General features: G+C 66.0%; 22 protein-coding genes and 4 tRNA genes. 13 read left to right on the forward strand and 13 right to left on the reverse strand.

Translation table 11 applies throughout. The features are described from left to right. Nucleotides 1-15: 15 nt before the first annotated feature. From ABRP17_RS02130 to xylB, 3 genes are read right to left on the reverse strand one after another with little or no spacing between them, the layout of a single operon-like run. Complete coding sequence (locus tag ABRP17_RS02130) at nt 16-1,440, reverse strand: sugar porter family MFS transporter (protein ID WP_349985964.1); 1,425 nt, start codon at nt 1,438-1,440, stop codon at nt 16-18. Between the two features lie 32 nt (nt 1,441-1,472). Continuing rightward, complete coding sequence (xylA, locus tag ABRP17_RS02135) at nt 1,473-2,813, reverse strand: xylose isomerase (protein ID WP_349985962.1); 1,341 nt, start codon at nt 2,811-2,813, stop codon at nt 1,473-1,475. Between the two features lie 21 nt (nt 2,814-2,834). Beyond that, nucleotides 2,835-4,364, reverse strand: a complete 1,530-nt coding sequence (xylB, locus tag ABRP17_RS02140; protein ID WP_349985960.1) for a xylulokinase — start codon at nt 4,362-4,364, stop codon at nt 2,835-2,837. A 390-nt stretch (nt 4,365-4,754) separates the two neighbouring features. Here xylB and fdxA point away from each other — a divergent pair, with 390 nt between their 5' ends. Further along, on the forward strand, nt 4,755-5,078 hold the full coding sequence (gene fdxA, locus ABRP17_RS02145) for a ferredoxin FdxA (protein ID WP_188324386.1): 324 nt from the start codon (nt 4,755-4,757) through the stop codon (nt 5,076-5,078). 427 nt (nt 5,079-5,505) lie between these two features. Here the strand turns inward: fdxA and ABRP17_RS02150 are convergent, their stop codons facing one another. Continuing rightward, nucleotides 5,506-6,054: a hypothetical protein gene (locus ABRP17_RS02150; protein WP_349985958.1), complete on the reverse strand. Its 549-nt coding sequence runs from the start codon at nt 6,052-6,054 to the stop codon at nt 5,506-5,508. A gap of 28 nt (nt 6,055-6,082) precedes the next feature. Further along, nucleotides 6,083-6,973, reverse strand: a complete 891-nt coding sequence (dapA, locus tag ABRP17_RS02155) for a 4-hydroxy-tetrahydrodipicolinate synthase (protein ID WP_188324388.1) — start codon at nt 6,971-6,973, stop codon at nt 6,083-6,085. Between the two features lie 165 nt (nt 6,974-7,138). On the opposite strand from dapA, the gene ABRP17_RS02160 reads away from it, so the two are divergent. The 9 genes from ABRP17_RS02160 (at nt 7,139) to ABRP17_RS02200 (ending at nt 12,367) form a co-directional block, all read left to right on the forward strand. Next, complete coding sequence (locus ABRP17_RS02160) at nt 7,139-7,699, forward strand: glycine cleavage system protein R (RefSeq protein ID WP_223202868.1); 561 nt, start codon at nt 7,139-7,141, stop codon at nt 7,697-7,699. Nucleotides 7,700-7,811: 112 nt separating this feature from the next. Next, on the forward strand, nt 7,812-8,291 hold the full coding sequence (locus ABRP17_RS02165) for a peroxiredoxin (RefSeq protein ID WP_188324389.1): 480 nt from the start codon (nt 7,812-7,814) through the stop codon (nt 8,289-8,291). 82 nt (nt 8,292-8,373) lie between these two features. Then, nucleotides 8,374-9,771 (forward strand): PhoH family protein, encoded by a 1,398-nt coding sequence (locus ABRP17_RS02170; protein ID WP_188324390.1) that lies wholly within the window; start codon nt 8,374-8,376, stop codon nt 9,769-9,771. An 8-nt stretch (nt 9,772-9,779) separates the two neighbouring features. Further along, a complete protein-coding gene (locus ABRP17_RS02175; RefSeq protein ID WP_349985989.1) occupies nt 9,780-10,268 on the forward strand; it encodes a hypothetical protein in 489 nt (162 codons plus the stop codon). Nucleotides 10,269-10,301: 33 nt separating this feature from the next. Further along, nucleotides 10,302-11,111, forward strand: coding sequence for a bifunctional hydroxymethylpyrimidine kinase/phosphomethylpyrimidine kinase (gene thiD / locus ABRP17_RS02180; protein WP_349985956.1), 810 nt, complete (start codon nt 10,302-10,304; stop codon nt 11,109-11,111). After that, nucleotides 11,108-11,962, forward strand: coding sequence for an alpha/beta fold hydrolase (locus ABRP17_RS02185; RefSeq protein WP_349985955.1), 855 nt, complete (start codon nt 11,108-11,110; stop codon nt 11,960-11,962). The genes thiD and ABRP17_RS02185 overlap by 4 nt, the downstream gene beginning before the upstream one ends. 63 nt (nt 11,963-12,025) lie before the next feature. Next, a tRNA-Arg gene (locus tag ABRP17_RS02190) sits at nt 12,026-12,102 on the forward strand. A gap of 58 nt (nt 12,103-12,160) precedes the next feature. Further along, nucleotides 12,161-12,237 (forward strand) — tRNA-Arg (locus ABRP17_RS02195). Nucleotides 12,238-12,290: 53 nt separating this feature from the next. After that, a tRNA-Arg gene (locus ABRP17_RS02200) sits at nt 12,291-12,367 on the forward strand. 106 nt (nt 12,368-12,473) lie between these two features. On the opposite strand, the gene ABRP17_RS02205 is transcribed toward ABRP17_RS02200, so the two are convergent. After that, on the reverse strand, nt 12,474-13,388 hold the full coding sequence (locus tag ABRP17_RS02205; protein WP_349985954.1) for a LysR family transcriptional regulator: 915 nt from the start codon (nt 13,386-13,388) through the stop codon (nt 12,474-12,476). 138 nt (nt 13,389-13,526) lie between these two features. Here ABRP17_RS02205 and ABRP17_RS02210 point away from each other — a divergent pair, with 138 nt between their 5' ends. After that, the gene (locus tag ABRP17_RS02210; RefSeq protein ID WP_349985952.1) at nt 13,527-14,228 is read left to right on the forward strand and encodes a pirin family protein; all 702 of its coding nucleotides are present in this window, start codon (nt 13,527-13,529) and stop codon (nt 14,226-14,228) included. 58 nt (nt 14,229-14,286) lie between these two features. Here ABRP17_RS02210 and ABRP17_RS02215 read toward each other — a convergent pair whose 3' ends face one another. Then, nucleotides 14,287-15,204 (reverse strand): hypothetical protein, encoded by a 918-nt coding sequence (locus tag ABRP17_RS02215; RefSeq protein ID WP_349985951.1) that lies wholly within the window; start codon nt 15,202-15,204, stop codon nt 14,287-14,289. Between the two features lie 216 nt (nt 15,205-15,420). Here ABRP17_RS02215 and ABRP17_RS02220 point away from each other — a divergent pair, with 216 nt between their 5' ends. Further along, nucleotides 15,421-15,588 carry a hypothetical protein gene (locus ABRP17_RS02220; protein ID WP_188324395.1) on the forward strand — a complete coding sequence of 56 codons (168 nt, stop codon included), beginning with the start codon at nt 15,421-15,423 and terminating at the stop codon, nt 15,586-15,588. Between the two features lie 147 nt (nt 15,589-15,735). Here the strand turns inward: ABRP17_RS02220 and ABRP17_RS02225 are convergent, their stop codons facing one another. Together ABRP17_RS02225 and ABRP17_RS02230 are read right to left on the reverse strand one after the other, a co-directional pair. Next, nucleotides 15,736-17,703, reverse strand: a complete 1,968-nt coding sequence (locus ABRP17_RS02225) for a S8 family serine peptidase (protein WP_349985950.1) — start codon at nt 17,701-17,703, stop codon at nt 15,736-15,738. Nucleotides 17,704-17,766: 63 nt separating this feature from the next. Further along, the gene (locus tag ABRP17_RS02230; protein ID WP_349985949.1) at nt 17,767-20,163 is read right to left on the reverse strand and encodes a YadA-like family protein; all 2,397 of its coding nucleotides are present in this window, start codon (nt 20,161-20,163) and stop codon (nt 17,767-17,769) included. 133 nt (nt 20,164-20,296) lie between these two features. Between ABRP17_RS02230 and ABRP17_RS02235 the strand changes: the two genes are divergently transcribed. Next, complete coding sequence (locus ABRP17_RS02235; RefSeq protein WP_349985948.1) at nt 20,297-21,694, forward strand: ATP-binding protein; 1,398 nt, start codon at nt 20,297-20,299, stop codon at nt 21,692-21,694. Here ABRP17_RS02235 and ABRP17_RS02240 read toward each other — a convergent pair. The 4 genes from ABRP17_RS02240 to alaS form a co-directional block, all read right to left on the reverse strand. Next, complete coding sequence (locus ABRP17_RS02240; protein WP_349985947.1) at nt 21,639-22,406, reverse strand: response regulator transcription factor; 768 nt, start codon at nt 22,404-22,406, stop codon at nt 21,639-21,641. The genes ABRP17_RS02235 and ABRP17_RS02240 overlap by 56 nt on opposite strands. A 208-nt stretch (nt 22,407-22,614) precedes the next feature. Continuing rightward, nucleotides 22,615-22,707, reverse strand: a tRNA-Ser gene (locus tag ABRP17_RS02245). An 81-nt stretch (nt 22,708-22,788) separates the two neighbouring features. Further along, nucleotides 22,789-22,989 (reverse strand): carbon storage regulator CsrA, encoded by a 201-nt coding sequence (gene csrA / locus ABRP17_RS02250; protein WP_349985946.1) that lies wholly within the window; start codon nt 22,987-22,989, stop codon nt 22,789-22,791. Between the two features lie 145 nt (nt 22,990-23,134). Continuing rightward, nucleotides 23,135-25,786, reverse strand: coding sequence for an alanine--tRNA ligase (alaS, locus tag ABRP17_RS02255; RefSeq protein ID WP_349985945.1), 2,652 nt, complete (start codon nt 25,784-25,786; stop codon nt 23,135-23,137). Between the last annotated feature and the right edge of the window lie 95 nt (nt 25,787-25,881).

Below are 25,881 nucleotides of genomic sequence, written 5' to 3' on the forward strand. Positions count from 1 at the left end.
TCGGCCGACCGCACCTCAGCCCTCCATCTGCTCCAGCTCCTTGCCCTTCGTTTCGCGCACGTAGCGCAGCACGAAGAAGATGGACAGGAAGGCAGCTACCGTGTAGATGCCATACGCACCGGCCAGCCCGATCCCGGTCAACAGCACCGGGAAGCTGACGGTGATCGCGAAGTTCGACGTCCACTGTGCCGCGCCCGCCACGGCCAGCGCCGAGCCCCGGATCTGGTTGGGGAACATCTCCCCCAGCATCACCCACATCACCGGGCCCCAGGACATGTTGAAGAACACCACGTAGACATTGGCGGCCACCAGCGCCAGACGGCCCATGCCATCGGACAACTGCAGTTTGCCATCGACCAGGCTGCCGCTGGAGAACGCCACTACCATCAGCGCCAGGGACACCGCCATACCCACCGAGCCGATCCACAGCAATGGCTTGCGGCCGATGCGGTCGATCAGCAGCACGGTGACCAGGCACGCCCCGATGCTCAGGGCACCGGAGAGCACGTTGATCAGCAATGCATCGCTTTCCGAGAAGCCGACCGCCTGCCACAGCACCGCGCCGTAATAGAACACCACGTTGATACCGACCAGCTGCTGCAACACAGCCAGGCCGATACCCACCCATACGATACGGCGCAGCTTGCCGGTGCCCTGGTCCTTCAGATCCGCAAAGGACGGTGTGTGCTGGTCCTGCGACAGGCTGGCTTCGATCTCGCCCAGCTTGGCCTGCGCCTCGGCTGCTCCATACAGCCGCGTCAACACGGCGGCGGCCTCCTCGCGCCGTCCCTTCACCACCAGGAAGCGCGGGCTTTCGGGAATCACCAGCAGCAGCGCGAGGAACAGCAACGACGGGATGGCCTGCATCCAGAACATCCACCGCCACGCCTCCTGCCCCAGCCACAAGGCTTCGGTGGAGGCGCCCGCCGCGCGGGCCAGCAGATAGTTGCTGAGGAACGCAGCGAACAGCCCACTGATGATCGCGATCTGCTGCACCGTCGCCAGCTTGCCGCGATAGCGTGCCGAGGCGACCTCGGCGATGTAGGCCGGGGCCATCACGCTGGCAGCACCGACGGCAAAGCCCCCCACCACGCGCGCCGTGACGAACAGCCACGATGCATGGGCGGCGCCAGCTCCCAGCGCGGACAGCAGGAACAGCACCGCGGAGATGATCAGCACCCCGCGCCGGCCCAGCCGGTCCCCCAGCCGCCCGGCCAGGAATGCACCGATGGCGCAGCCCAGCAGCATCGAGGCCACCTCGAAACCCAGCGCCGCTTCGCTGGAATTGAACGCGGTGCGCAGGCCATCGACGGTGCCGTTGATGACGCCACTGTCGAAGCCGAACAGGAAGCCGCCAATGGTGGCCACGCAGCTGATCAGCACGATGAAAGCCGTGTTCTCTCCGCGCGTGCCGACGGATGCAGGTATCGCTGTGGACATGGGTTTATCCGGTTGCGGTGGACGCCGGCTGCTCAGCGCAGCAGGTACTGGTTGAGCAGATTCTCATACGCTTCCTGCCGTCCGCTACGCTGGCGCGGCTCGCCGGCCTGCTGTGCATGGGCACACAGGTCCTGCAGGGTCAGCTGCCCCTGGGCAAACGCGGCACCGGGGCCCTGGTCGAAGCTGGCATAGCGCTCGCTGCGCCACTGCTCCAGCGGCGATGCCGTGAGCAGTGCATGGGCGACTTCCAGGCCGCGGGCAAACGCGTCCATGCCGCCGATGTGGGCGATGAACAGGTCCTGCGGATCTGTTGATTCGCGACGTACCTTTGCATCGAAGTTCAGGCCGCCATCGGCGAATCCGCCCTGCCGCAGCACCACCAGCATCGCCCCCACCGCGTCATACATGTCGGTGGGAAACTGATCGGTGTCCCAGCCGTTCTGCGGGTTGCCGCGGTTGGCGTCGATGCTGCCCAGCAGGCCCGCGTCGGAAGCTACCTGCAGATCGTGCGCGAAGGTGTGCCCGGACAAGGTGGCATGGTTGGCTTCGATGTTGAGCTTGAAGTCCTTGTCCAGGCCATGCGCGCGCAAGAAGCCGACCACGGTGGCGCTGTCGAAATCGTACTGGTGGTGCATCGGCTCCATCGGCTTGGGTTCGATCAGGAAGGTGCCCGTGAAGCCGACACTGCGCCCGTAATCGCGGGCCGCTGTCAAAAAGCGCGCAAGATGCGCCTGTTCGCGCTTCATGTCGGTGTTGAGCAGGCACGAATAGCCCTCGCGGCCGCCCCAGAACACGTAATTGCTGCCACCCAGCGCGACCGTGGCATCCAGCGCCGCACGCACCTGCACCGCGCCGCGCGCCACCACGCTGAAATCCGGGTTGGTCGCCGCACCGTTCATGTAGCGCGGATGCGAGAACAGGTTGGCCGTGCTCCACAGCAGCTTGATGCCGGTCTTGTCCTGCCGCTCGCGCGCCACCTCGACCATGTGCGCCAGGTTGTCCCGGTACTCGCCGATGTCATCGGCATCCGGCGCCAGATCGACGTCGTGGAAGCAGTAGTACGGCACGCCCAGCTTGGTGAAAAACTCGAAGGCCGCGTCGGCCTTGGACTCGGCACGCGCCAGCGGCGTGGCCCCCTGGTCCCACGGATACGCCCGCGTACCCGGGCCGAAAGGATCGTGCCCTGCCCCGCAGAAGCTGTGCCAATACGCAACGGCAAAGCGCAGGTGTTCGGCCATGCTGCGGCCACCGATCTGCTTGCCTGCGTCATACACCTTGAAGGCCAGCGGATTGTCGGAATCACGTCCCTCGAAGGGAATCCGGCCGATACCCGGGAAGAACTCGCGTTGGCCAACGTGGAACGAAGCACTCATGGTCGACATCCTTTGGGGGAATCAGGGCAGGCGCTGCCGGTAAAGCGGCAACAGTTCCTGCAGATGGTGGACAAACCGTTGGTACGCACGCGCATACAGCGCACCGCGTGCGGGGTCCGGCCGGGCGGACAGCCGGGGATCGAAGACCACGTGCGCATCGACGATGTCCTGCAGTGCGTTGCCTTCATGCCCTGCACCGTCGCAGGCCCACAGCGCCTGCAGCGCCGCACCGAAGGCCGCGCCCTCGGTCTGCAGCGGTACCTCCACCGGCAACTGGAAAAGATCGGCGATCAACTGACGCCAAGCGGCACTGTTGGCGCCGCCGCCGGTGAGCACGATCCGCTCGCCCTGCAGCCCGGCCTCGCACAGTGCGTCGTAGCCCAGGCGCAGGCTGAAGCTGGCGCCTTCCATCGCAGCGCGGTACAGATTCGCTGCGGTCAGGTTGTGCAGATCCATGCCATGCAAGGCGCCCTTGGCCAGCGGCAGGTCCGGGCTGCGCTCACCGTTGAAGAACGGCAGCAGCACCAGGCCACCGGCACCGGGTTGGCTGGCCGCCATCAACTGCTCGCCGTCGCCACGGTGCAGCCCCAGCAACTGCGCGACCTGGTTGGTGGCCACGGTGCAGTTCATGGTGCAGATCAGCGGCAACCAGCCGCCATCGGACGCGCAGAAGGCGGCCCAGCGTCCCTGCGGGTCGATCGTCGGACTGCCGCGCCAGGCAAACAGCGTGCCGGATGTCCCCAGGCTCATGCTCAGGCGGCCTTCGCGCACCGCGCCGGTACCGATCGCCGCCATCATGTTGTCGCCACCACCGACCGCCACGCGCACATCGGCGGGCAGGCCCAGCGCCTGTGCCGTGGCCGACTGCAAGGCAAACGTGGCATCGGGCGCGACCAGCGGCGGCAACAGCGCGCGCAGGTCCCGCGTGCCATCCGTGGCCGCCAGCAACGGGGCAGACCAAGTGCGCGAGCGCACGTCCAGCCAGCCGGTACCCGAGGCATCGCCGCACTCCATGAACCGCTCGCCGGTGAGCCACAGGTTGAGGTAGTCGTGTGGCAGCAGGATGCCATCCAGCGCCACATAGACCTCCGGACGATGCTGCCGGGTCCAGGGAAGCTTCGAGGCCGTATAGCCCACACGCAGCGGATTGCCTGCGGCCGTAATACACGCCGCTTCACCGCCCATCGCCCCTGTGATGTCGTCACATTCGGCGGTGGTGCTGGTGTCGCACCAGAGCTTCACCGGACCGAGCACGCTGTCATCGGCAGCCACGGGCACGAAGCCATGCTGCTGGCCCGATACGGCCAAGCCGCGTACCCGCGACCGGATGTCCGCGGGCAGCGCCAACACGCAGGCCTGCAGGCAACGGATCCACTCACCTGCGTCCTGCTCGCGGGTGCCGTCATCGGCACTGACCAGTCCCAGTTCACGTGCCTGCTGGGCCACCACCTGCCGCAGGGCAGAGTCGTAAGCCAGCACCTTCAGGCTCTGCGTCCCCGCATCGATACCCAGATAAACGGGTCCTGCTGCCTCACCGCCTTGCTCCCGCACCCCCGCCTCCGAAAATGTCTACCGCTAGACATCGAGTGTTGCCCGCTGTTTTCGGATTGGCAATGTGCACTGCGGCAAAAGCACAGGCCGCGCCGGGCCGCGCAGTGCCCTGCCCTGCTCTTCTTTTTTCTTTCTTTTTTCGTCGCGGCCACCCACCGCGCCCGCACCCTGTCAGAGGGTCGGGTGGGGTGGCTGTGCGGGGCCTTGAGAGGCAGGAGCCGCGAAGAGCTACACGGACGTACTTGCGCGTGCCCCGGACAGCCACCCCGCCCGACCCGTTTCCGACACCTTGCTGTGCCGTGGCCGCGAAGGGGTTTATCCGTTCGACCAGCACCCACGCCCAACCTGTTCTAGAATTGCGGGCTTGAAGACGGATCTGCCTCTCCCCCTATGCCTTTTGTCGTCACCGAAAACTGCATCAAGTGCAAACACACCGATTGCGTGGAAGTGTGTCCCGTGGACTGCTTCCACGAAGGCCCCAACTTCCTGGTAATCGATCCGGACGAGTGCATAGACTGCACCCTGTGTGAGCCGGAATGCCCGGTCAACGCGATTTTCCCCGAAGACGACGTGCCCGCCGGCCAGGAAGTGTTCGTCAGCCTGAATGCCGAACTGGCAAAGGACTGGCCGGTCTTGACCGTGCGCAAGGATCCGCCGGCCGATGCAGAAGAGTGGGACGGCAAGCCGGACAAGCTGAAGCTGCTGGAGCGCTGAGACAGGCGCGATGCAAAAAAAAGGGCGCCGAGGGCGCCCTTTTTCGTAATACCCGGCGGGTGGGGCCGAACGGTGGGGCCTATGGATGGGGCCTACGTGTGGGGCCGACCAGTGGGGCCGATTGGTAGAGCCGACTTCAGTCGGCTGATGGGCAATGGCATGGCCCGTTGTCCCGGCAGGTGCAGCCGACTGAAGTCGGCTCTACCAAACCAGACCAAACCAGACCAAGCCAAACCACCAGGCCAAATCAAACCAAACCAAGCCAAGCCAAGCCAAGCCAAGCCAGGCCAAGCCAACGCAAGGCGAGGCGAGGCGAGGCAAGGCAAGGCGAGGCAACACAATCCAAGCGGCCCAACCCAGCCACCTCCAGGCCGCCATCAGCCCATCCACGCCCGGCATGCCCGGCGTGGACAGGGTCCGACGTGGCTTACGGGGCCAGCTTCGCCTTGAGTGCAGCGATCAGCTTCACCGGCGCGTCGCCGGTGGCCGGCAGGCCGCGCGGGTCAACAGCGGAAATATACGAACCGCCATTCACGGCCACCACGCGCACCAGGAAGTTGCTGCCCTCGAAGGCGACGTCGTAGGAACCCAACAGCTGGGCACGGGTGACGATCTGCACGCCCTCGGTACCCTCCAGCGCGGTGCCGACGGCGGCAAACGCGGCATCCTTGGCGGTGCTGACGTTGAAGCCGGACGCGCTGTTGGCCGGGGCGGCAGGCGCCTGACCGGCAACGGCGGGCGCCGCCGGACGGTTGGCCTGCGAGGCCAGCGCGGAACTGGTGCCAGCGGATGCACCTGCGGCGGTCGCACCGGCCGGTGCCGTCAGATCCGGCGGCACTTCCAGCGGACGCATTTCCGGGGCCAAGGCGTAATCGCCCTTCGCGCCCTTCTTGAAGCAACCGGTGGTCGCCACGACGGTGCCGAGGGCAAGGAACGCGATGGACAGCACGCGGAAGGTAGTAGTGGATTGACGCATGGGAATCTCCTGGGACGCCACGTGGGGATCAGTGGCTGGAAAGGGCTTCAAGCGCGGCGATATCACCGGCCAGTTGCTCGGCAGCGGGCTGGTGCGCTGCCGACAGGGGCAGCAGCGGCAGGCGCAGGTCGTGTCCGATGCCGATCCGGCGCAGCAGCGCCTTCACCGGGATCGGGTTGGATTCAACACCGCAGAAATCATGGAACGGCTGCAGTCGCGCGTCCCAGCTGTCGGCGGCGGGGTCATGCGCGGCGGCGAGGTCACACAGGCGGCGGTAGGCGCCCGGCAAGGCATTGGACCCCACCGAGATCAACCCCTCCATGCCGGCCTGGATGGAACGCGACGCGGTCCCGTCATCGCCACTGAGCACCACGAAGCCCGGCGCACGCAGCGCCAGCAGGGCCTGCACACGGCCGGCCTCGCCCACCGCTTCCTTGATGCCGACGATGTTCGGGTGCTGGGCCAGCTCGGCCACCGTGTCCGGCAGCATGTCGCAGCCGGTGCGGCCCGGCACGTTGTACAGGACGACCGGCAGCCCGCCCTGGTCCGCCACCGCGCGGTAATGCGCGATCAGGCCGGCCTGGGTGGGACGCACGTAGGGGGGGGTGACGACCAGCGCGTGGGTAGCGCCGGCCGCCGCCGCGCGCCGGGTCTGGGCGATCGTCCTGGCGGTGCCCGACAGGCCGGTACCGGCCAATACCGGCAGCCGACCGGCGACCTGCGCGACCGCGCTGGCCAGCAGCTGGTCGTACTCGTCGTCGGACAGGGTGGAGGCTTCGCCGGTGGAACCTGCCACGACAACGCCGTGCACGCCTCCTTCCAGCTGCAGGCGCAGCAGACGCTGCCAACCATCGATATCGAGGGAACCGTCGGCCCGGAACGGGGTCGCCAGCGCGGTGATGAGACCGGAAAGGGACAAGGCGTGCTGCTCTTGGCTGTAGGGGAGACGCGACGGGGCCGGAAAGCTCCGATGCGCCCTGCATGTTACTTGCGGCGCGAAAGCGCGGGCAAGTATGCTGGTCACCGGTGAATCCCCGCCCGTTGCGGGCATTCAGACTCACGCACGCATTACCCCGGAATCGCCTTGACCGACACCACCCCGCGCCCTTCGCCGAGCGAAAACCACCTCCTGATCAACGCCTATACGACGCATCCGGAGTCCCCCCTGCTGCCTGTCACCCGCCGCATCGCAGATAGCGGCTGCAACCTGGTCGACGCCCGCCTGTCCACCGTGGGCCGCGATGTATCGGTCACCGCGCTGGCCACCGGCTCGTGGGATTCGGTCGCCAAGCTGGAAGCCATGCTGACGCGGCTGGAGCGCGAAGAAGGCTTGAAGCTGGTCTGGTACCGCACCGAAGCGAAAGGCGCACAGTCCAACCTGTTGCCCTACATCGTGGAAGTGATTGCCGCCGACAAGCCCGGCATCCTGTTCCAGCTGGCCGATTTCTTCGACCGCCAGGGCATCACCATCGAAAACCTGCAGAGCACCCGCTACCGGGCCATGCAGACCGGCGCGGAAATGTTCAGCGCGCAGGTCACCGTCGGCGTGCCCGCTGCCATGCACATCGCCGCGCTGCGCGATGACTTCCTGGAGTTCTGCGACCATCTGAACCTGGATGCGATCATGGACCCGATGAAGTTCTGACGGTTTTTCGCGCGTTCGTCACGGGTGCGCGATGTTTCATGAAGCTGTAGCAGCGTGCAGGTGTAGTGGCATTCAGTCGATTGGCCAGAACCCGGTTCGGCACAAGGAACATATGGACAACGGCGACACCCTGGACCGCACCACCCTCTCCCTGCCGCTGGCGCTGTCCGGCGGCGATCACGCCACCCTCGCCGATTTTTCCGGCTCGTGGCTGGTGCTTTACTTCTACCCGAAGGACAGCACTCCCGGCTGCACCACCGAAGGGATCGATTTCAACGCCCGGCTGCCGCAGTTCGAACAGCTCGGCGCCCGCGTGCTCGGCGTGTCTCGGGATTCCGTCAAGTCGCACGACACGTTCTGCGCGAAGCAGGGATTTCGTTTCCCACTGATCAGCGACACGGATGAGGCGCTGTGCGCTGCGTTCGATGTGATCAAGCTGAAGAACATGTACGGAAAGCAGGTGCGCGGCATCGAACGCAGCACATTCCTGATCTCGCCGGAAGGCCGCATCGTGCAGTCGTGGCGCAAGCTGAAGGTAGCCGGCCATGCCGATGCGGTTCTCGACGCGCTGAAGGCCGCCCAAGCACAGTGACTCCCATCGCCTACTTCGTCCGTCACCACCCTGCCCTGCAGGCTGTGGTGATTTTTCCCTGCCCGTCCACCAGGAACCGATGATGACCCGAGGCAAGCGCATCTACGTGCTGGATACCAACGTGCTGATGCACGATCCCACCGCGCTGTTCAAATTCGAGGAGCACGATGTCTACCTGCCGATGCAGGTGATCGAAGAACTGGACAATGGCAAGAAGGGCACCTCTGAAGCGAGCCGCAACGCACGCCAGGTAAGCCGGTTCCTCAATGAACTGGTGCAGGCGTCGGGGCTGGACAACCTCGCCGAAGGCATTCCCCTGCAGCTGCCCAACGGCCTGCAGCTGCGTGGCAAGCACAGTGCGGGCAAGCTGCGCTTCCAGACCAGCCATTTCGATGCCGGCAAGAGCTTTGGCAAGGTCATCCCGGACAACGCCATCCTGGGCGCGATCCTGGCCTTGAACGAGGAGACGCCGGAAGTTCCGGTGGTGTTCGTGTCCAAGGACATCAACCTGCGGATCAAGGCAGCGATCGCAGGCATCGTGTCCGAAGACTACGAAAACGACCGCGCGCTGGATGATTTCAGCCTGCTTTACACCGGCGCCACCGAGCTGCCGGAAGACTTCTGGAAGCTGCACGGCAGCGACCTGCGCAGCTGGAGCGACAAGGGCCGCACGCATTACGAAGTGGAAGCGCATGAGACCGAAGACTGGTACCCGAACCAGTACGTCCATCTGCCCGGTGATGACGAAGTCGAGCTGCGTGTCAGCAAGGTCGCCGGAGACAGGATCACGCTGTCGCTGGTCGATGATTTCCGCCACGGCAGCCATGCCGTATGGGGTATCAGCGCGCGCAACCGCGAACAGAACTTCGCCCTCAATGCACTGATGGACCCGGACATCGACTTCGTCACCCTGCTGGGTACTGCCGGCACCGGCAAGACCCTGCTGGCGCTGGCTGCGGGCCTGGCGCAGACGCTGGACCAGCAGCGTTACCGCGAAATCATCATGACCCGTGCGACGGTCAGCGTGGGCGAAGACATCGGCTTCCTGCCCGGTACCGAAGAAGAAAAAATGACGCCGTGGATGGGCGCGCTGACCGACAACCTGGAAGTGCTGACCCAGCCTTCCGAAGGCGGTTCGTGGGGGCGGGCGGCGACCAACGACCTGCTGGCCAGCCGGATCAAGATCCGCTCGATGAACTTCATGCGCGGCCGTACGTTCCTGTCGCGTTACCTGATCCTGGACGAGGCGCAGAACCTCACGCCGAAGCAGATGAAGACCCTGATCACCCGCGCCGGCCCTGGCACCAAAATCGTCTGCCTGGGCAACGTGGAGCAGATCGATACGCCGTACCTGACCGAGACCACCTCGGGCCTGACCTACGCGGTGGACCGTTTCAAGAACTGGCCACACAGCGCGCACATCACCCTGCGCCGGGGCGAACGTTCGCGCTTGGCCGACTACGCTTCGGAGGTGCTGTGAGCAACACGATGTGGAAAACGCTTCCGCTGGTGGCGGTTGCCGTGCTGGCGGGCTGCAGCACGGTGAAAGGGCCGCCCAGCGTGCCGACGGCGATCAAGACAGGGCAATCGTGGGTGGTGACCCGGCCGGTCATTGCCGCGCAGGTGCTGGACACGTGCTCACGCCCCAGCCCGGGGCGCGACGAGGGCCGGGTCACCGGTTACTGGGCCCCCAGTCGCCAGCAGGTGGAGCAGCTCGAAGCGCAACTTGCGCAACTGGAGCCCCGTGTCGCGGCGCCGCAGGATTTCGATCGCCAGTACGTCGGCATCGAGGCCGGCGGCAGCGAGCTGATCTACGTCAACGCCTTCCACCTGCCGGACAACAGCACGATCAATCCGGCACGCGAAGCGATCCGCGCATGCGATGGCGGCGCGATGTTCTGGGGTGCGGTGTTCGATCCGAAGACGGCCACGTTCTCCGAGTTCCATCCCAATGGCGGCGGCAAACCGGGCATCTGACGGCCGGTGCTCGTCACGGCCTACAATGCCTGCATGAGCCCGAACACCCCTGCCTCCGTCCTCACCATCGCCGGATCTGATTCCGGCGGTGGCGCTGGTATCCAGGCCGACCTGAAAGCCTTTGCCGCACACCGCGTGCATGGGCTTTCCGCGATCGCCGCGCTGACGGCGCAGAACACGCGCGGCGTCATCGCGGTGCACGTGCCGCCGATCTCGTTCCTGCAAGCGCAGATCGACGCCTGTTTCGACGACTTCGACGTGCATGCCGTCAAGCTGGGCATGCTGGCGACCGCCGAGGTCATCCACTGCGTGGCCGATGCGCTGGAGAAACATCGCCCGCCGCACATCGTGCTGGATCCGGTGATGGTCGCCACCAGTGGTGCGCGGCTGCTGGAAGACAGTGCGCTGGACGCCCTGCGCACGCGCCTGCTGCCACTGGCCACGCTGATCACCCCGAACACGCCGGAAGCCGAGCTGCTGATCGGACGCCGCATCCTCAATGCCGACGACGCCGAGCATGCGGCGGCCATCCTGCTGGACCGTGGTGCGGGCGCCGTGCTGCTGAAAGGCGGCCATCTGCATGAAGGCAACCGGGTCATCGACCGGTACTTCGATGGCGTCAGCAGCGAGGAGTTCAGCCACGCACGCCTGGTGGTGGATGCACATGGCACCGGATGCACGCTGGCCTCTGCCATCGCCGCACAACTCTGCAACGGCCTCAGCCTGCCCAACGCCTGCGAGGCCGCAATCGATTATGTGGCGCGTGGCCTGCAGCTGGGCTACCTGCCTGGTCGCAGCGAGGTGCTGGTGCTGGACCATTTCGGTGCGGCAACCCACGCATGACCGTCGACAGCCGCACCAGCCCGCTGCAGACCGCGGACGGGCACCGCTTCGATCTGCTGCACTGTCTCCCCACTCATCCCCGTGCGCGGCTGCTGTGGTTGCCTGCCCTGGGCGTGGCCGCGCGCCATTACCTGCCCTTGGCGCAGGCGCTGGCTGCCGACGGGATCGCGGTGTACCTGCACGAGTGGCGCGGCAATGGAAGCAGCGCATTGCGTCCTTCGCGGTCGCAGGATTGGGGCTACCGGCAGATTCTCGAGTACGACCTGCCGGCCAGCCAGCAGGTGCTTGCCGCGCACGACGCCCAGGACGGCGCGCTGCCCTGGATCATCGGCGGGCACAGCCTGGGTGGGCAGCTGGCCTGCCTGCATGCCGGCCGCGTCCCCTCCGTTTTTCCACGTCTTTGGCTGGTGGCCAGTGGCACGCCCTGGTGGCGCAGCTTTCCCGCTCCACGCCGTTGGTCGTTGCCGCTGGCCTATCGCTTCCTGGCGTGGCTGGCGCAGCGCACGGGTGTGCTGCCTGGCCGACGGCTGGGCTTTGGCGGTACCGAGGCGCGCAGCCTGATCGCCGACTGGTCGCGGGTTGGACTAAGCAGCCGGTACGCAGCGGCGGGCCTGGATGAGGACCTGGACGGCCAACTGCAGCGGGTGCAGGGGCACGCGCAGGCGGTCCTGATGGCCGATGACTGGCTGGCGCCGGCCGGATCGATGCAGGCCCTGCTGCAGAAACTGCCACAGGTGCAGGCCACGACCTGCACATTGGATGCGGCAAGGCTGGGCGTACGTGCCGACCACTTCCACTGGATGAAGGCGCCACAGGCCGTCGCAGGGGCGCTGACGCGTTCACTTGAATGAAACCCTTCACAAAAACGTTGACGGATGCGGCGGTAATCCGCATAATTCCGCTCCTGTTGAAGCGCGCCCGTAGCTCAGTTGGATAGAGTACCTGGCTACGAACCAGGCGGTCGGGAGTTCGAATCTCTCCGGGCGCACCATCAACAGGAACACCAGCCCCGCCGCTGGTGTTGAGTGGTAAAAAAATCGCTGTCGCATGCGCCCGTAGCTCAGTTGGATAGAGTACCTGGCTACGAACCAGGCGGTCGGGAGTTCGAATCTCTCCGGGCGCACCAGTGACGCGATCATCAACGCCGCCGTTGATGCAGCCGTAAAAGCAGTACACCGTGCGCCCGTAGCTCAGTTGGATAGAGTACCTGGCTACGAACCAGGCGGTCGGGAGTTCGAATCTCTCCGGGCGCACCATTATTCGAAGAAAACAGCAGGCCTCGGCCTGCTGTTTTTTTTTGCGTGTCCGGATTCCGGCCGTCACCGACTCTGGGTCGGCGCTACCCCCATTCCAACAGAATGCTTACCGCATCGCGCTCCACCATGCATCCAGCACGCCCGGCGCGCGCAGGCGCTCACGCCACCAGCGCAGTGCGGCGCCATCTTCTCCGGTGCGCCACGCCAGCCAGAACGTTTCCTCCGGCTTGTGTTCCTCGACATCGCGGATCACCAGCTCGCCCCGCGCCACGGCCGCGCGCGCGCAGGGCTCAGGCAGGAATCCAAAGCCCACCCCTTCGCGCTGCAGCCGCAACTTGCTGGCCATGTCGGGCACGCTCAGTGTTTCCTGTCCCATCAACAGGCCAACGGTGCGCGGCAGCAGGCGTCGTGCCGAGTCTGATACGGCGATCGCACAGTGCTCCACCAGCTGTTCGCGCCGCAGCACGCCCGGCACGCCCACCAACGGATGTCCCGGTGCCACGGCGAACACGAACGCCACGCTCCCCATCGGCTCCACCACATAGCCCCCGCCACTGGGGCCCTCGCCCGCCGCACCGACCAGCAGGTCCGCGCGACGATCCAACAGGGCCTCCCACGTGCCCGACAGCGCCTCGCCGATCAGCCTCAGGCGGGTCTGCGCCGCGACCTCACGGAACGCCGCGATATCCGTCCCCAGCAACCAGGTGGGAAACATCGAGTCCATCGCCAGCGTGAGTTCGGCCTCCCAGCCGGAGGCCACGCGCCGGACACGCAGTTCCAGTTCGCGTGCCGCGCGCAGCAGGTGCCGGCCCTCGTCGAGCAACGCGCGCCCCGCCTCGGTCATCTCTGCCCGGGGCCCCATGCGGTCAAACAACTGCACCCCCAGATCCTCTTCCAGCTTGGCCACGGTGTAGGAGATGGTCGAGGGGACCTTGTGCAGGGCTTTGCCTGCGGCGGCGAAGGAGCCACGTCGGTCGATGGCGTCCAGAATCTGCAGCGCGTCGAGACTGAGCTTGAGCATTCGAATTTTTCGATGATGGCTTGCAAAACTATCCGTTTTTCAAAGCGGCAGGGCAAGCGGATACTTCTTCGCAACGGGAAACACGGCCTGCACAGGCAGCCAACCCCGCATCGAAACCATCGAACAAGGAGATTCACCATGATCCAGATCCGCAAGAGCGCAACCCGTGGCAAGGCCGACCATGGCTGGCTGAACTCCATGCACACCTTCTCGTTCGCCAACTACCATGACCCCCGCTACACCCAGTTCGGCCCGCTGCGGGTGATCAACGAAGACAAGGTGATCGGTGGTCAGGGCTTCGGCACCCACAGCCACAGCAACATGGAAATCGTCTCCTACGTGCTGGGCGGTGCGCTAGAGCACAAGGATTCGATGGGCACCGGGTCGGTCCTTCGCTACGGTGACGTGCAGCGCATGAGCGCGGGCAGCGGCGTCAGCCACAGCGAGTTCAACCATTCCGCCGACGAACCGGTGCACTTCCTGCAGATCTGGCTGTTCCCGGACCAGGAGAACATCGAACCGTCCTACCAGGAAACCCACTTCACCCCGGATGACAAGCGCGACCAGCTCCGCCTGATCGCTTCGCCCGATGGTGCCGATGGCTCCCTGTTGATCCACCAGGACGCGCGCATCTTCGCCAGCATCCTCGATGGCGCACAGCGCCTGCACCACACCCTCGCACCGGGCCGCGGAGCCTATGTGCAGGTGGCCCGCGGGCAGCTGCAGGTCAACGGCATCACCCTGGAGGCAGGCGATGCGCTGCAGATGCGCGACGAAGTGCAGGTAACGCTGGAAAACGGCAACGATGCAGAGGTGCTGGTGTTCGACGTGCCGCTGTAAGGGCCGTCGTCCGGGTGGCGGGCAATGCCTGCCACCCGCCTGCACGTCGTCGACACCCTTATCGAACCTGCCGACAGTCACCGAGGACGACGCCACCGGTGTTGATGTCGTGCACGGTACCGACCAGGCGCACCTTGTCGCGGCCTTTGAGGGTTCCCGCGAGCAGGCGCTGGTCAGGCGCCAACTGGCACTGCACCCCGAAGTTTCCGCCGTTGAAATCCGCAGAGCCGCGCAGTCCCAGCAGGCCCTTCGGCTGGGTCACCAGATAATCCAGCTCGACCCGCTGGGTGAAGCGGTTGGGTCCGATTGTATAGACGGTGCCGTCGACGATGTAGCGGCGGCCCATGTACTTGGCCGCGAAGGGCAGCATCAGTTCACTTGCATCGCCGGCATTCTTGCCACTGAACAACCCCCGGATCGGCGCCGTGCTGATCGAACGTCCCAGGCGACCCGCCTCTTTGCCGAGCTCACCTGATAGCGCCTGCGCGTCGACAGACACAGGCTCATCGAAACGGCTGGCACGACGCGCAGCCTCGGCGATTGCTTCGCCCTCCTTGCCCGGCTTGATCTTGTCCAGCAACTGGGTGCACAGGCCGGTCTTCGCGTCTTCATCGCGCACCAGCTGACCGCGCGCGAGCTTGACCGTCACGAACACTTCGCCGCTGGGCTGGACCTGGACCGCGGTGATGACCGGAATGGTGACGCCTTTGCGCTGGGTCAACAGAATCGTGCCGTCCTCGGGCGTGATGACGTCGCCACTGGCTTCAAAGCCGACACTGAGCGCCATGCTGCGCACCTGGCCAAGCGCACTGGCCATGCTGATGCCGGGAATGGTCCGACTGGCCGCATAGCGCATGCCGTTGCGCGGGTCACCCACCGCTTGGAAACTCTCCGCGCAGGTCGCGCCCGTTGCAGTGCCCGCATACAAGCCTGTCACCCCGAAAACCGCCATCGCGGTCGCCCTGTAGATCCACATCGTCCGTGCTCCTTGTGTTGGGTGAGGCAGCGCATGCCCCCCCCCTGCGGCAAAGAAGCGTAGCGCACCGTCCCGCCAGCGGCGTCCACGCGTCCCACACACGGCTTTGTCCGTGCCGGGTCTGTCCGCCTTCCATGCCCGCACCGCGTTCATGCGACGGACTCGTCCGCTTAACGACCCGGGCTGCACGATCCGTGTCACAACACGGAGGGTGCCATGAACAAACAATCGCCGACCAATCCGGGCAACGAAGAAGACGATCAGAACCAGGCGGACACGCCGGACAAGTTGCGCAACGACGGCGCACGCTGGAAAGAACGCGACATGCCCGAGCAGGAGGGCCACGCCACCCCGGATGACTACGAAAAGCCTGCGCCAGGCTGAGCCGGCATCGCAAGGTAGAGCCGACTTCAGTCGGCCGCCGAGCACGGCTCGGCGCTACCGTGGCCTTGGTAGCGCCGACCCATGGTCGGCGAGCGCAGCGGGCCGCACCGCATCATGCCGACCATCAGCCGGCATGACCTGCGTCCGTCACGGGGCGGTGTAGGTCGCCGTCAACGTCACCGCGCGATACCCGCCGGTGCCGCCCACCAACCGGATGAAGTACGAATCCGCCACCGGCAACGCGGCCTGCATGTTCTGCGTCGTGCCGGCGCGCACCGCACTGATATCCGCGCCAGTGCCATCGCGTTCCGGTGCGCGGGTGGTGCGTACGTACATCTTCAGCTGCCCGCTGCCGCCCAGCGTGCGGATCTGCAGATTTCGCGCGCCAGCCGGCACGTCCACGCGGTACAGCTGCCATGCGCCCTGCGCAGCAGTGAGCTGGCTGGCAGACGCACCGCGTGCCAGGGTCACCGCGCTACCTTCGTCTCCGCCAGCGGAAACACCGGCCGCCCGCGCGACAGCCTGCCGTGCATCCAGCAGGCCCGCGCCGATGCGCAGAATCGGCTTGACCGGAAACACCTTGGACGTCTGGGTGAGGATGTCACGCACTTCGCGCGGTGTCGGCAGCGGACGGTTGGCAGTGTATGCGGCGCTGAACACCAAGGCTGCCACGCCGGCGACGTGGGGGGCGGCCATCGAGGTCCCGGTGTAACCCGCATACGTGGGGGTTTCTGGCCCGTGCGAGCCGGTGTTGAGCGTGGACCAGATGTAGCCGGCACGTGCCGTCGTACCGGTAGACGGATCATCGTTGGTGTACGCGCCACCGCCGGGCGCCGACAGGGTGATGCTGTTGCCGTAGTTGGAGTAAGAAGCGCGCTTGCCGGTGATGCCGGTGGCGGCCACGTTGATGACGCCCGGGCAGCTCGCCGGCGTGAAGGACGCCGCATCCACGTTCGAATTGCCGGCGGCGACCACCACCACCGTGCCGCGCGACATCGCACCGGCAATCGCCTGTGCCGTCACGCTGTCGGCGGTGCAGACGCCGCTGCCGCCCAGGCTCATGTTGATGACCTCGGCCGGATTCTGGTTGTCCGGCACGCCATCCACATGGCCGCCCGATGCCCAGGTGATGGCATCGGCGATATCCGCCGTGCTGCCGCCACAGTGGCCCAGCGCGCGGATCGGCAGCACCTTGGCCTTCGGTGCAACCCCGACCATGCCTACGCCATTGTTGGTCAACTCCGCGATGGTGCCGGCCACGTGCGTGCCGTGCCAACTGCTGTCAGTGGCTTCCTGCTCCTGCACACAACCGCCATTGGCGACGAGGAACTTGGGGTCGGTGGTCCAGTCGCCGGTGTCCCAACCGCCCGCAACGCGGCCATCGGTGGCACGCCCGGACACGAACGCATTGCTGATGAAGTCGTAGCCCGCGTTGGCCAGCGACAGGTCCAGGTCCGGATGCTGGGTGATGCCGGTGTCGATCACAGCGACGGTGATGCCTTCGCCATCGCCCAGCTCCCATGCCGGGATCACATCGATGCCGCCACGGTTGGGTGCCGTGATGCTGGTATCCGGCTCCACCCGCTCCAGCGTGCCGTCCGCCGCACGCATGTGCCACTGCACCTTGAAGTTGGGATCGTTGGGTACGGTCGCACCGGGAGCAAGCACGGTGCTGGCCGTGCTGCGGATGGCCTTCAGCATCAGGTTCGGCTCGACATGGGCCACGTTGGGATCAGCCTTCAACTGCTGCACCAGACTGTCTACCTGGCCCTGGGTCAGGATGCGGCTGGGCCGTACCAGATCGGCGCCCACACCCAGTCGACGCACGCGGGTCAGCACCGGCGGTGCCTGTTTGTACTGGCTGCTCCACTGCGCGCGCACCGTGCTGCTGCCCATGACGGTGCTCAAGCGGCTGGCGGCGGCGCTGGCACTGGTGCGTGCGGTGGTGCCAGTGCGGTAGGTGACAATCAATCCGTCATACAGCGCCGTGGGCTGGGTCGTACTGCCGGTCTGCAGCGTGGAAAACCGCGGTTGGGCGGCATGGACGGCCGGCAGTGCGGACAGCAGCGCAGCCGTCAGCAGGCTGCGGCGCAGCATCGTGGAACGCTTGCTCATCTGTTTCTCTCCGAGGAAGGGGCTGGCGGCAGCAGGGAGCCACCGCCATGCAGGCGATGCGGGTTACAGGTCGATGCCGAAGCCGATGCCGGCCGAGTTGTCACTGCCACTGAAGGCACCGCCGAGGCTGAAGCTGGCGCGCTCGCTGATCTGCTTGGCGTAGCCGACCGACAGCGCGTTCTCCCCGCCCTGCCAACCGGCGCCGACGGCCACACGACCACGCGGACTGCGGCTGCCTGCTGCGTTGATCGCCATGTTCATCATCGCCGAGCTCATCGCGCCCATCCGGTCCATGCGCTGGTCCTGCTTGCCGAGGCGTCGGTCGAGGTCGGTGCCCATCCGTTCGAAGCGATCATCCAGCGTGCTGTCGAGCGCGTTGAAACGACCATCGGTGTACGCGTTGGCCGTGCTCACCGACTGGCGATCAGCGGCCTGCATCTGGGTCACGTTGACCGCGTCGGTGCCAGCAGTGCCTGCCGCCACGTGAGCGACCTGTCGGTCATTGCCGCTGCTGCCGACCGATACCGTATTGGCACGGTCGGCGACACTGCCCTGCCCCACTGCAACGGCGTTGCTGGCCGTGACGCTGGCACCTTGGCCGAGCGCGGTACCCGAGGCGGCGCTGACCTGGCTGCCCTCGCCCACCGCTACCGCGTTCGTCGCCGTTGCACTGATCGTGCTGTTGGCCCCTACCGCCGTGCTGCCATCCGCGAGCACCCGCGCATTGGCGCCCAGCGCCGTGTCGTTCGGACCCACAGCCACGGCACCCGCACCGACGGCGGTGGCATTCTGCCCGCCCGCACTGGCACCCGAGCCGATGGCCACGGCATTGCTGCCTGCCGCGATGCTTGCACTGTCATCGCCGCCCACTGCTACACCGGGGCTGCCGGCGCCGCCCTGCGGACGCGATTCCACGGCAGTGACGCGTTGGTCCAACCGGGTCCACGCGCTGTCCAGTGCAGCGAAGGCGGTATCCACCGAATTGAACACATTGCCCTGCACGCTGTACGCCGGCGCCACGAAAGCGCCATCGTCGGCGATGCGACCACCCAACGCGGCAACCGTGAGCCCCAGGTTGGCCCGCAGCGCTTCATCGCTGCTGCCGAGCACGGTGGAGAGCGCACGGAACTGCGCAACGTTCACCGCATCGGTATCTTCGCTACCGGCCGCGACCCGGGTGAGCTGGCGCTCAGCCCCTTCGCTGCCGATCGAGACCGTGTTATCCCGCTCGGCCACGCTGCCTGCGCCCAGCGCGATGCTGCCCAAGCCCGTCGCCGCCGCGTTCTGGCCCAAGGCCAACGAGCCGTCACTCAATGCGGTCGCACCGGCGCCCAATGCCGTGGCGCCGACCCCGTTGGCGCTGGCGACGTAGCCCACTGCCGTCGCTTCTTCTGCAGCGGCGAAGCTCATCGCACCCAATGCGCTTGCGCTGTTGTCGGTGGCCAATGCCTGCCCACCCAGGGCGGTGGCATACATGCCATCGGCGTGACTGTCATACCCCATCGCCACGCCATAGTCCGACAGTGCCCACGAGCCTGCACCGACGGTCACCGAGCCGAGTCCATTGGCCTGTGTGTAGATGCCCGCGCTGCTGGACCCGATCGCGATGCTCTGCTGCCCTTGGGCCAGTGCGGTTTCACCCAGGGCCACCGCACCATCGCCTGCAGCCTGGCTGGACCAACCGGCGGCCAGCGAGGCAAAGCCGGTCGCCTCGGCGAAGCTGCCCAGCGCCACCGCGACGTCATTGTTGGCATAGGCGCCGTAACCCACTGCAGTGGATTGAACACCGTTGCCGGCCGCTGAAGCGCCCACGCCCACCGAATACAGGCCTTGTGCCCGCGAGCCGGAGCCCAATGCGGTGCCGTTGTCGCCTTCGGCAACGGCCGACCAGCCGACCGCCGTGGACGTGTTACCCGTTGCGGTAGCCACCGAGCCCACTGCCACGGACCCGAAGCCGCTGCTCAGCGCGCCGTCCGAGTCACCGAAGGAACTGCCGAAGAAACTCCCGCCGATCGCCACGGCCGACTGGCCAGTGGCTGCCGCGCCGTCACCCATCGCGATGGCGGTGTTGCCGGCGGTCGTGCGGTGGCCGATGGCGATGCCGTAGGCGTCGGTCACCAGCGAACGCGGACCAATGGCCACACCGAAGTTGCCGTCCGCCGCCGCGCTGGCACCGATCCCGATCGCATGCGTGCCGACCGCCGTGGCGTCGTCGGTATCGTCTTCTTCGCCGTCTGCCGCGAAGTAACGGTTGGCCGCATCGACCGATGCAGGCGTGACCACGGGATCGGCGTCAGCCTGCACGGCGGCCGTATCGGCGGCCGTCGGCTCGGCGGCGGTCGCCAGCGAGGACAGCGCCAGCAGCAATGCGGCTGTCAACGAACTGAAAGACGGGGCGCTCAGACTGCGGCGCAGGGAACGCTGCCCGACGCGGGCGATCGGCTTGATTCGGCTGGTCATGTGGGTTGTCCGGAGGAAGGGTTGGCCGCACCGGGCCCCCTTGGCCGACGCGTTCCGTACCTCGATTTACCGACAGCGACGACGTCGCTTCAATGCACGCATTCTCTCTGCTTCCTCACGCTAGACTCACCGCATGGGGATGCCTGGACTGCAGCGGGTCACGTGGGCGCCATGGCGCCGGGCGGCGGCATGGCTGCGCCGCGTGCCGGTGGCTGATCCGATTGACCGCCGCAACGCGCCGGCACTGCAGATCCTGTTGATTTTCCTGGGCGTGGAAATACCGCTCAACAAGCTCTATCACCTGCTTACCTACGAGATACAGATGAGCGCCGCGCAGTTGGCGGTGGATATCGGCACCGATTCCGCAATGACGGTGGCAGCGTGGAGCGGTGTGGTGATGATCCGCCGCGGGCTGGTCAAGCCCGGCACGGCCATGTTCATCGCGGTCACGATGTGCTGCGCGCTCATCGCCAACCTCGCCTTCGGTTACCAATTGCAGGCCTTCGATCCTTACCCGATGCTGCTGCTAACCCTGGCCGCGCTGGTGATCGGTCGCGGTGCGCTGTGGAGTGTCTACGCCTGCATCCCGCTGATGTTCGTGCTGGGCATGGGCAGCCCGTGGGGGCAGCCGCCGTCGGGCAGCGGCAGCCGGTTCCAGAACCTGCCATCGCTTGCACTGAGCTACCTGATGATCACCTTGGTGCTGGACCGGACCGTCGCCGCGCTGCGCGAAGGATTGGCGCGCGCGCAACATGCCGCACGGCGGATGCGCGAGGAGATGCGCGAACGCGAACGCGTGCAGCAGCGGCTGCTGCACATGCAGAAGATCGAGACGGTCGGCCAGCTCACCAGCGGCATATCGCATGACTTCAACAACATCCTGGGCAGCATCATCGGCCACGCCTCGCTGCGCCACCGCATCCATGAACTGGATTTCGATGCTGCCAGCGAGGCACCGCAGCTGGCCGATGCGCTGGAAGGCGTCGAACAGGCCGCCCAACGTGGCATCAGCGTGACCCGCAAGCTGCTCAGTTTCAGCCGCCAGGACCTGTTGGTGCCGGTGGTGTTCGACGTCGGCCACGCCGTGCAGGAGCTGCGGCCGATGCTGCGCCAGCTGCTCGGCCCCGGCGTGGCACTGGAGGTGACCGTCCCCGCACAGCCGTGCACGGTTCGTCTGGATCGCAGCCAGTTCGAACTGGTCCTGCTCAACTTCGCCGCCAATGCGCGCGATGCGATGCCCGCCGGCGGTTGTTTTTCGATCAGCATCCAGCACGAAGGCACCTGGACACTGCTGGAGTTGGCCGACACCGGCACCGGCATGAGCCCGGACGTCGCCGCGCGTGTATTCGAAGCCTTCTACACCACCAAGCCGACCGGCCAGGGCACCGGCCTGGGGCTGGCGGTAGCGTGGGAAATGGCACGCGACGCCGGGGGCACGATCAGCGTGGACAGCACACGCGCGGTGGGGGCGTGTTTCAGCCTGCGCCTGCCACAGGCATCAGCAGATACCCCTGCCCACGAATCGAGGTAAGGGGCAGCGCACTGCCTGTGCGCTCCAGCACTTTCTGCCGCAACCGGTGCAGCAGCACATCCAGCCGATGCGGGTCGATCTCCATGCCGAGCTCGCCGCCCAGGGTCGCCAGCAAGGCATCGCGCTGCACCAGCCGTCCGCGCGTGCGCCACAGGCACAACAGCACACGCCGCTCGGAGCTGGTCAAGGCAAGCGCACTGCCATCCGGTGCGAACAGGCACCAGCCATCATCCTGCAGGACCCAGTCCGCGGCGGCCGGGGCACTGGTCATATCACGCTCCGCGGCAACCGTCGCACCGACGGCGACCCGCTGCAGCCGCCGCGCGACACTGAACAGCGTCGCCGCCAGCATCTCGATTTCCACCGGTTTGGCCAGATACGCATCGGCGCCCTGGCTCAGTCCCTGCACCATGTCCGGGGCGCTGCCACGGCCACTCAGGATGACGATGCCAAGGCCAGGGAAGCGCTGCTGCAGATCACGGGTCACAACCAGACCATCGCCATCAGGTAGACCGATATCCAGCACGATCAGGTCCAACCGACGGTGCTGCAGCACCTGTTCGAGTTCGGCCACAGTACGCATGGGCAGTACGTTGAAACCATGGCGCCGCAGCCCCGGCAACAGCACCCGGTCGCGCAGCATGTCGTCGTCCTCCAGCAGGGCGACGCAGATCAGCGAGTCAGGCACTTCGGTTTCGGATGAAGCGTTCAAGGCGCTACCAGGACCATCGGGACGACGAAGCCCAGTGTATTGCAGTCCACTGACGTCAACGGCGTCGACATGCAGAGACTCGGTTGCGCGGCGTAATGCTCGGCGGCTCGACCACCGGGTCAACTCTCAACACCGCGGGGCACGGCGCGTGCGCTGGCTGAAGGCAAAAAAAACGCCTGCAGATCAACTCTGCAGGCGTTTTCGTATGTGGCGGAGCGAGAGGGATTCGAACCCTCGATAGAGTTTTTGACCCTATACTCCCTTAGCAGGGGAGCCCCTTCAGCCGCTCGGGCATCGCTCCGGGGTGGTGCAACCGCTGGTGGAGAAGTACTCCGCAGCGGGGACGCGAATAATAACGTTTTTCGCGGCCGCAGGTAAAGCCTTATTCAGCAGAATCTTCACTGCTGGTCGGAGCGTCATCTCCGCGCTGGATGCGCTGGTAGATTTCTTCGCGATGGACGGCCACATCCTTCGGCGCCGTGATGCCGATACGGACCTGGTTGCCCTTGACGCCGAGCACAGTAACGCTGACCGAGTCGCCGATCATCAGGGTTTCGCCAACGCGGCGGGTCAAGATCAACATTGCAGTAATTCTCCATGAAACCGTGTGGAAGGGTATCCCCCACCGGCCTGGCAGACCCTCAAGGCCCGCCCCACGTTTAAGGGAAAAAGATGGCCAATGGTACCGTCAGCCCTCCCGCAGCCACAAGGCACGAGAGGGCTGCGGTTCATACGAGACGCGGCTCGACCCAATCGGCAACCGCCGCCAATGCAGATGCAAGGGCGGGCCCGTCCTCACCACCACCCTGGGCCAAGTCCGGGCGACCGCCGCCCTTGCCCCCGATCTGACTGGCAACGTGGGCCAACAGTTCCCCCGCCTTGACCCTGCCGGTTGCACTGCCGTTCACGCCAGCGACCAGCGCTGCCTTGCCGTCCTGGGTGCCGGCCAGCAGGATCACGGCATCACCCAGCTGCTGCTTCAGGCGATCCACCGCATCACGCAGGGCTTTTGCGTCAAAGCCTTCAAGCCGGGCGACCAGCAGCTTCACTCCGGCCACGTCCACCGCCTGCGACGAGAGGTCCGCCGTGGCACCGGCGGCCAGCTTGGCCTTCAACGATTCAAGCTCACGTTCCAGCTGTTTCTGCCGTGCGACCTGCACGCGGATCTTTTCCACCACATCGGCCGCGCTGCCACCCAGCAGATGGGCGGCTTCGGCCAGACGCGCTTCTTCGGCATCCACATGGTCCAGCGCACCCTGGCCGGTCACGGCCTCGATGCGACGCACGCCGGACGACACGCCGCCCTCGGACGTGATCTTGAACAGACCGATGTCACCGGTGCGGCTGACGTGCGTGCCACCACACAGCTCCGTCGAGTAGTCACCCATCTTCAGGACGCGCACGTTCTCGCCGTACTTCTCGCCGAACAGGGCCATTGCGCCGAAGTCCAGCGCTTCCTGCATGCCCATGTTGTGCACTTCAACGGCGTTGTTGATGCGTACCTGCTGGTTGACCTTGCGCTCGATGATCGCCAGTTCTTCGGCGCTGATCGGCTGGAAATGCGAAAAGTCGAAGCGCAGGCGATCCGGAGCCACCAGCGAGCCCTTCTGCTGCACGTGGGTACCCAGCACTTCGCGCAGGGCGGCATGCAGGAGGTGCGTGGCGGAGTGGTTGAGGATGGTGGCGCCACGGCGCTCGGCATCGACCTGCCCGGCCAGCACGTCGCCGACCTTCAGGCTGCCTTCGGCCAGCGTGCCGACATGGCCATGGAACTGCCCCGCGAACTTCTGCGTTTCCGCTACGTCCACGCGCACGCCGTTGGCCGACAGCACCCCGGTATCGCCCACCTGGCCACCGGATTCGGCATAGAACGGCGTCTGCTCGGTCAGCACGATGACCGCATCACCGGCCTGCACGGCCTGTACCGGGCGACCGTCCTTCAGCAGGGCCACCACGCGCAGGCCATCGGACTGCAACGCGTCATAGCCCAGGAACACGGTCGGCTTCAGCGTGGCCACCAGATCAGCCGGAAGCGACACGCCGCCACCGAACTTGCCCGCGGCGCGCGCGGTTTCGCGCTGTTGTTCCATCGCCGCATCGAACCCCGCCGTGTCCACGGTCATGTCGCGCTCGCGGGCGATATCGGCAGTCAGGTCCAGCGGGAAGCCATACGTGTCAAACAGGCGGAAGGCATCGACACCCGGAATCACCTTGTTGCTGGCACGGCTGGCGATGTCTTCGAAGATCTTCATGCCGGCATCGAGCGTTTCAGCGAAGCGCTCTTCCTCAGCCTTCAGCGCACGGGTCACGGTGTCGGCCGTGGCCGGCAGCTCCGGATAGGCCACACCCATCTGCTCCACCAGCGTGGGCACCAACTTGCTGAAGAACGGCTGGCGCACGCCGAGCAACCAGCCATGGCGCAGTGCGCGGCGGATGATACGGCGCAGCACGTAGCCGCGGCCTTCGTTGGACGGCAGCACGCCGTCCACGATCAGGAAGGAACAGGCGCGGATGTGATCGGCGATCACGCGCAGCGACTTGTTTTCCAGATCGCCCATGCCGGTCAGCTCGCTGGCCTTGCGGATCAGCGCCTGGAACAGGTCGATTTCATAGTTCGTATGCACGTGCTGCAGGATCGCCGCCAACCGTTCCAGGCCCATGCCCGTATCCACGCACGGCGCGGGCAGCGGGATCAGCGTGCCATCGGGCTGGCGATCGAACTGCATGAACACCAGGTTCCAGATTTCGATGAAGCGGTCACCGTCTTCGTCCGGCGAACCCGGCGGACCACCGGCGATATGATCGCCATGGTCATAGAAGATTTCCGTGCAGGGACCGCACGGCCCGGTGTCGGCCATCTGCCAGAAATTGTCCGAGGCGTACGGGGCGCCCTTGTTGTCGCCGATGCGCACGATGCGCTCTTCAGGGATGCCCACCATGTCGCGCCACAGTGCATAGGCTTCGTCATCGGTCTGGTAGACAGTGACCAGCAGGCGATCGGCCGGCAGCTTCCAGACCTGGGTCAGCAGCTCCCACGCCCACGCGATCGCATCCTTCTTGAAATAGTCGCCGAAGGACCAGTTGCCCAGCATTTCAAAGAAGGTGTGGTGACGTGCGGTGTAGCCGACCTGGTCCAGGTCGTTGTGCTTGCCACCCGCACGCAGGCAGCGCTGCACATCGGCGGCGCGCACGTAGCTGCGCTTTTCCGCACCGAGGAACACGTCCTTGAACTGGACCATGCCGGAATTGGTGAACAGCAGGGTCGGGTCATTGCCGGGCACCAAGGGGGCCGACGGCACGATGGTGTGCCCCTTTCCCTTGAAGAACTCAAGGAAATCACTGCGGATCTGGGAGGTGGTGAATTTGGCGGATGCGGTCATGGGGGCTGGCAGTCTGCGGGCCGGAGAGCCACCGCCGCCAGCCACACTGGCCAGGGTCGGATTTCGGACCTCCGAAACTCTGAAGGGTAACAGGC

It is taken from the genome of Stenotrophomonas sp. WHRI 8082 (assembly GCF_040223995.2).
In the GTDB taxonomy this organism is placed as follows: domain Bacteria; phylum Pseudomonadota; class Gammaproteobacteria; order Xanthomonadales; family Xanthomonadaceae; genus Stenotrophomonas.

What these genes read in the sequence shown, in the direction of transcription:
- ABRP17_RS02215 (WP_349985951.1), bottom strand. Translation starts at nt 15,204, where the DNA reads ATGTGGATCTACAGGGCGACCGCGATGGCGGTTTTCGGGGTGACAGGC.
- ABRP17_RS02235 (WP_349985948.1), top strand. Translation starts at nt 20,297, where the DNA reads ATGGGGATGCCTGGACTGCAGCGGGTCACGTGGGCGCCATGGCGCCGG.
- ABRP17_RS02175 (WP_349985989.1), top strand. Translation starts at nt 9,780, where the DNA reads ATGTGGAAAACGCTTCCGCTGGTGGCGGTTGCCGTGCTGGCGGGCTGC.
- ABRP17_RS02205 (WP_349985954.1), bottom strand. Translation starts at nt 13,388, where the DNA reads ATGCTCAAGCTCAGTCTCGACGCGCTGCAGATTCTGGACGCCATCGAC.
- ABRP17_RS02220 (WP_188324395.1), top strand. Translation starts at nt 15,421, where the DNA reads ATGAACAAACAATCGCCGACCAATCCGGGCAACGAAGAAGACGATCAG.
- ABRP17_RS02210 (WP_349985952.1), top strand. Translation starts at nt 13,527, where the DNA reads ATGATCCAGATCCGCAAGAGCGCAACCCGTGGCAAGGCCGACCATGGC.
- ABRP17_RS02165 (WP_188324389.1), top strand. Translation starts at nt 7,812, where the DNA reads ATGGACAACGGCGACACCCTGGACCGCACCACCCTCTCCCTGCCGCTG.
- ABRP17_RS02170 (WP_188324390.1), top strand. Translation starts at nt 8,374, where the DNA reads ATGACCCGAGGCAAGCGCATCTACGTGCTGGATACCAACGTGCTGATG.
- xylA (WP_349985962.1), bottom strand. Translation starts at nt 2,813, where the DNA reads ATGAGTGCTTCGTTCCACGTTGGCCAACGCGAGTTCTTCCCGGGTATC.
- ABRP17_RS02225 (WP_349985950.1), bottom strand. Translation starts at nt 17,703, where the DNA reads ATGAGCAAGCGTTCCACGATGCTGCGCCGCAGCCTGCTGACGGCTGCG.
- fdxA (WP_188324386.1), top strand. Translation starts at nt 4,755, where the DNA reads ATGCCTTTTGTCGTCACCGAAAACTGCATCAAGTGCAAACACACCGAT.
- csrA (WP_349985946.1), bottom strand. Translation starts at nt 22,989, where the DNA reads ATGTTGATCTTGACCCGCCGCGTTGGCGAAACCCTGATGATCGGCGAC.
- ABRP17_RS02130 (WP_349985964.1), bottom strand. Translation starts at nt 1,440, where the DNA reads ATGTCCACAGCGATACCTGCATCCGTCGGCACGCGCGGAGAGAACACG.
- alaS (WP_349985945.1), bottom strand. Translation starts at nt 25,786, where the DNA reads ATGACCGCATCCGCCAAATTCACCACCTCCCAGATCCGCAGTGATTTC.
- ABRP17_RS02185 (WP_349985955.1), top strand. Translation starts at nt 11,108, where the DNA reads ATGACCGTCGACAGCCGCACCAGCCCGCTGCAGACCGCGGACGGGCAC.
- ABRP17_RS02230 (WP_349985949.1), bottom strand. Translation starts at nt 20,163, where the DNA reads ATGACCAGCCGAATCAAGCCGATCGCCCGCGTCGGGCAGCGTTCCCTG.
- ABRP17_RS02150 (WP_349985958.1), bottom strand. Translation starts at nt 6,054, where the DNA reads ATGCGTCAATCCACTACTACCTTCCGCGTGCTGTCCATCGCGTTCCTT.
- thiD (WP_349985956.1), top strand. Translation starts at nt 10,302, where the DNA reads ATGAGCCCGAACACCCCTGCCTCCGTCCTCACCATCGCCGGATCTGAT.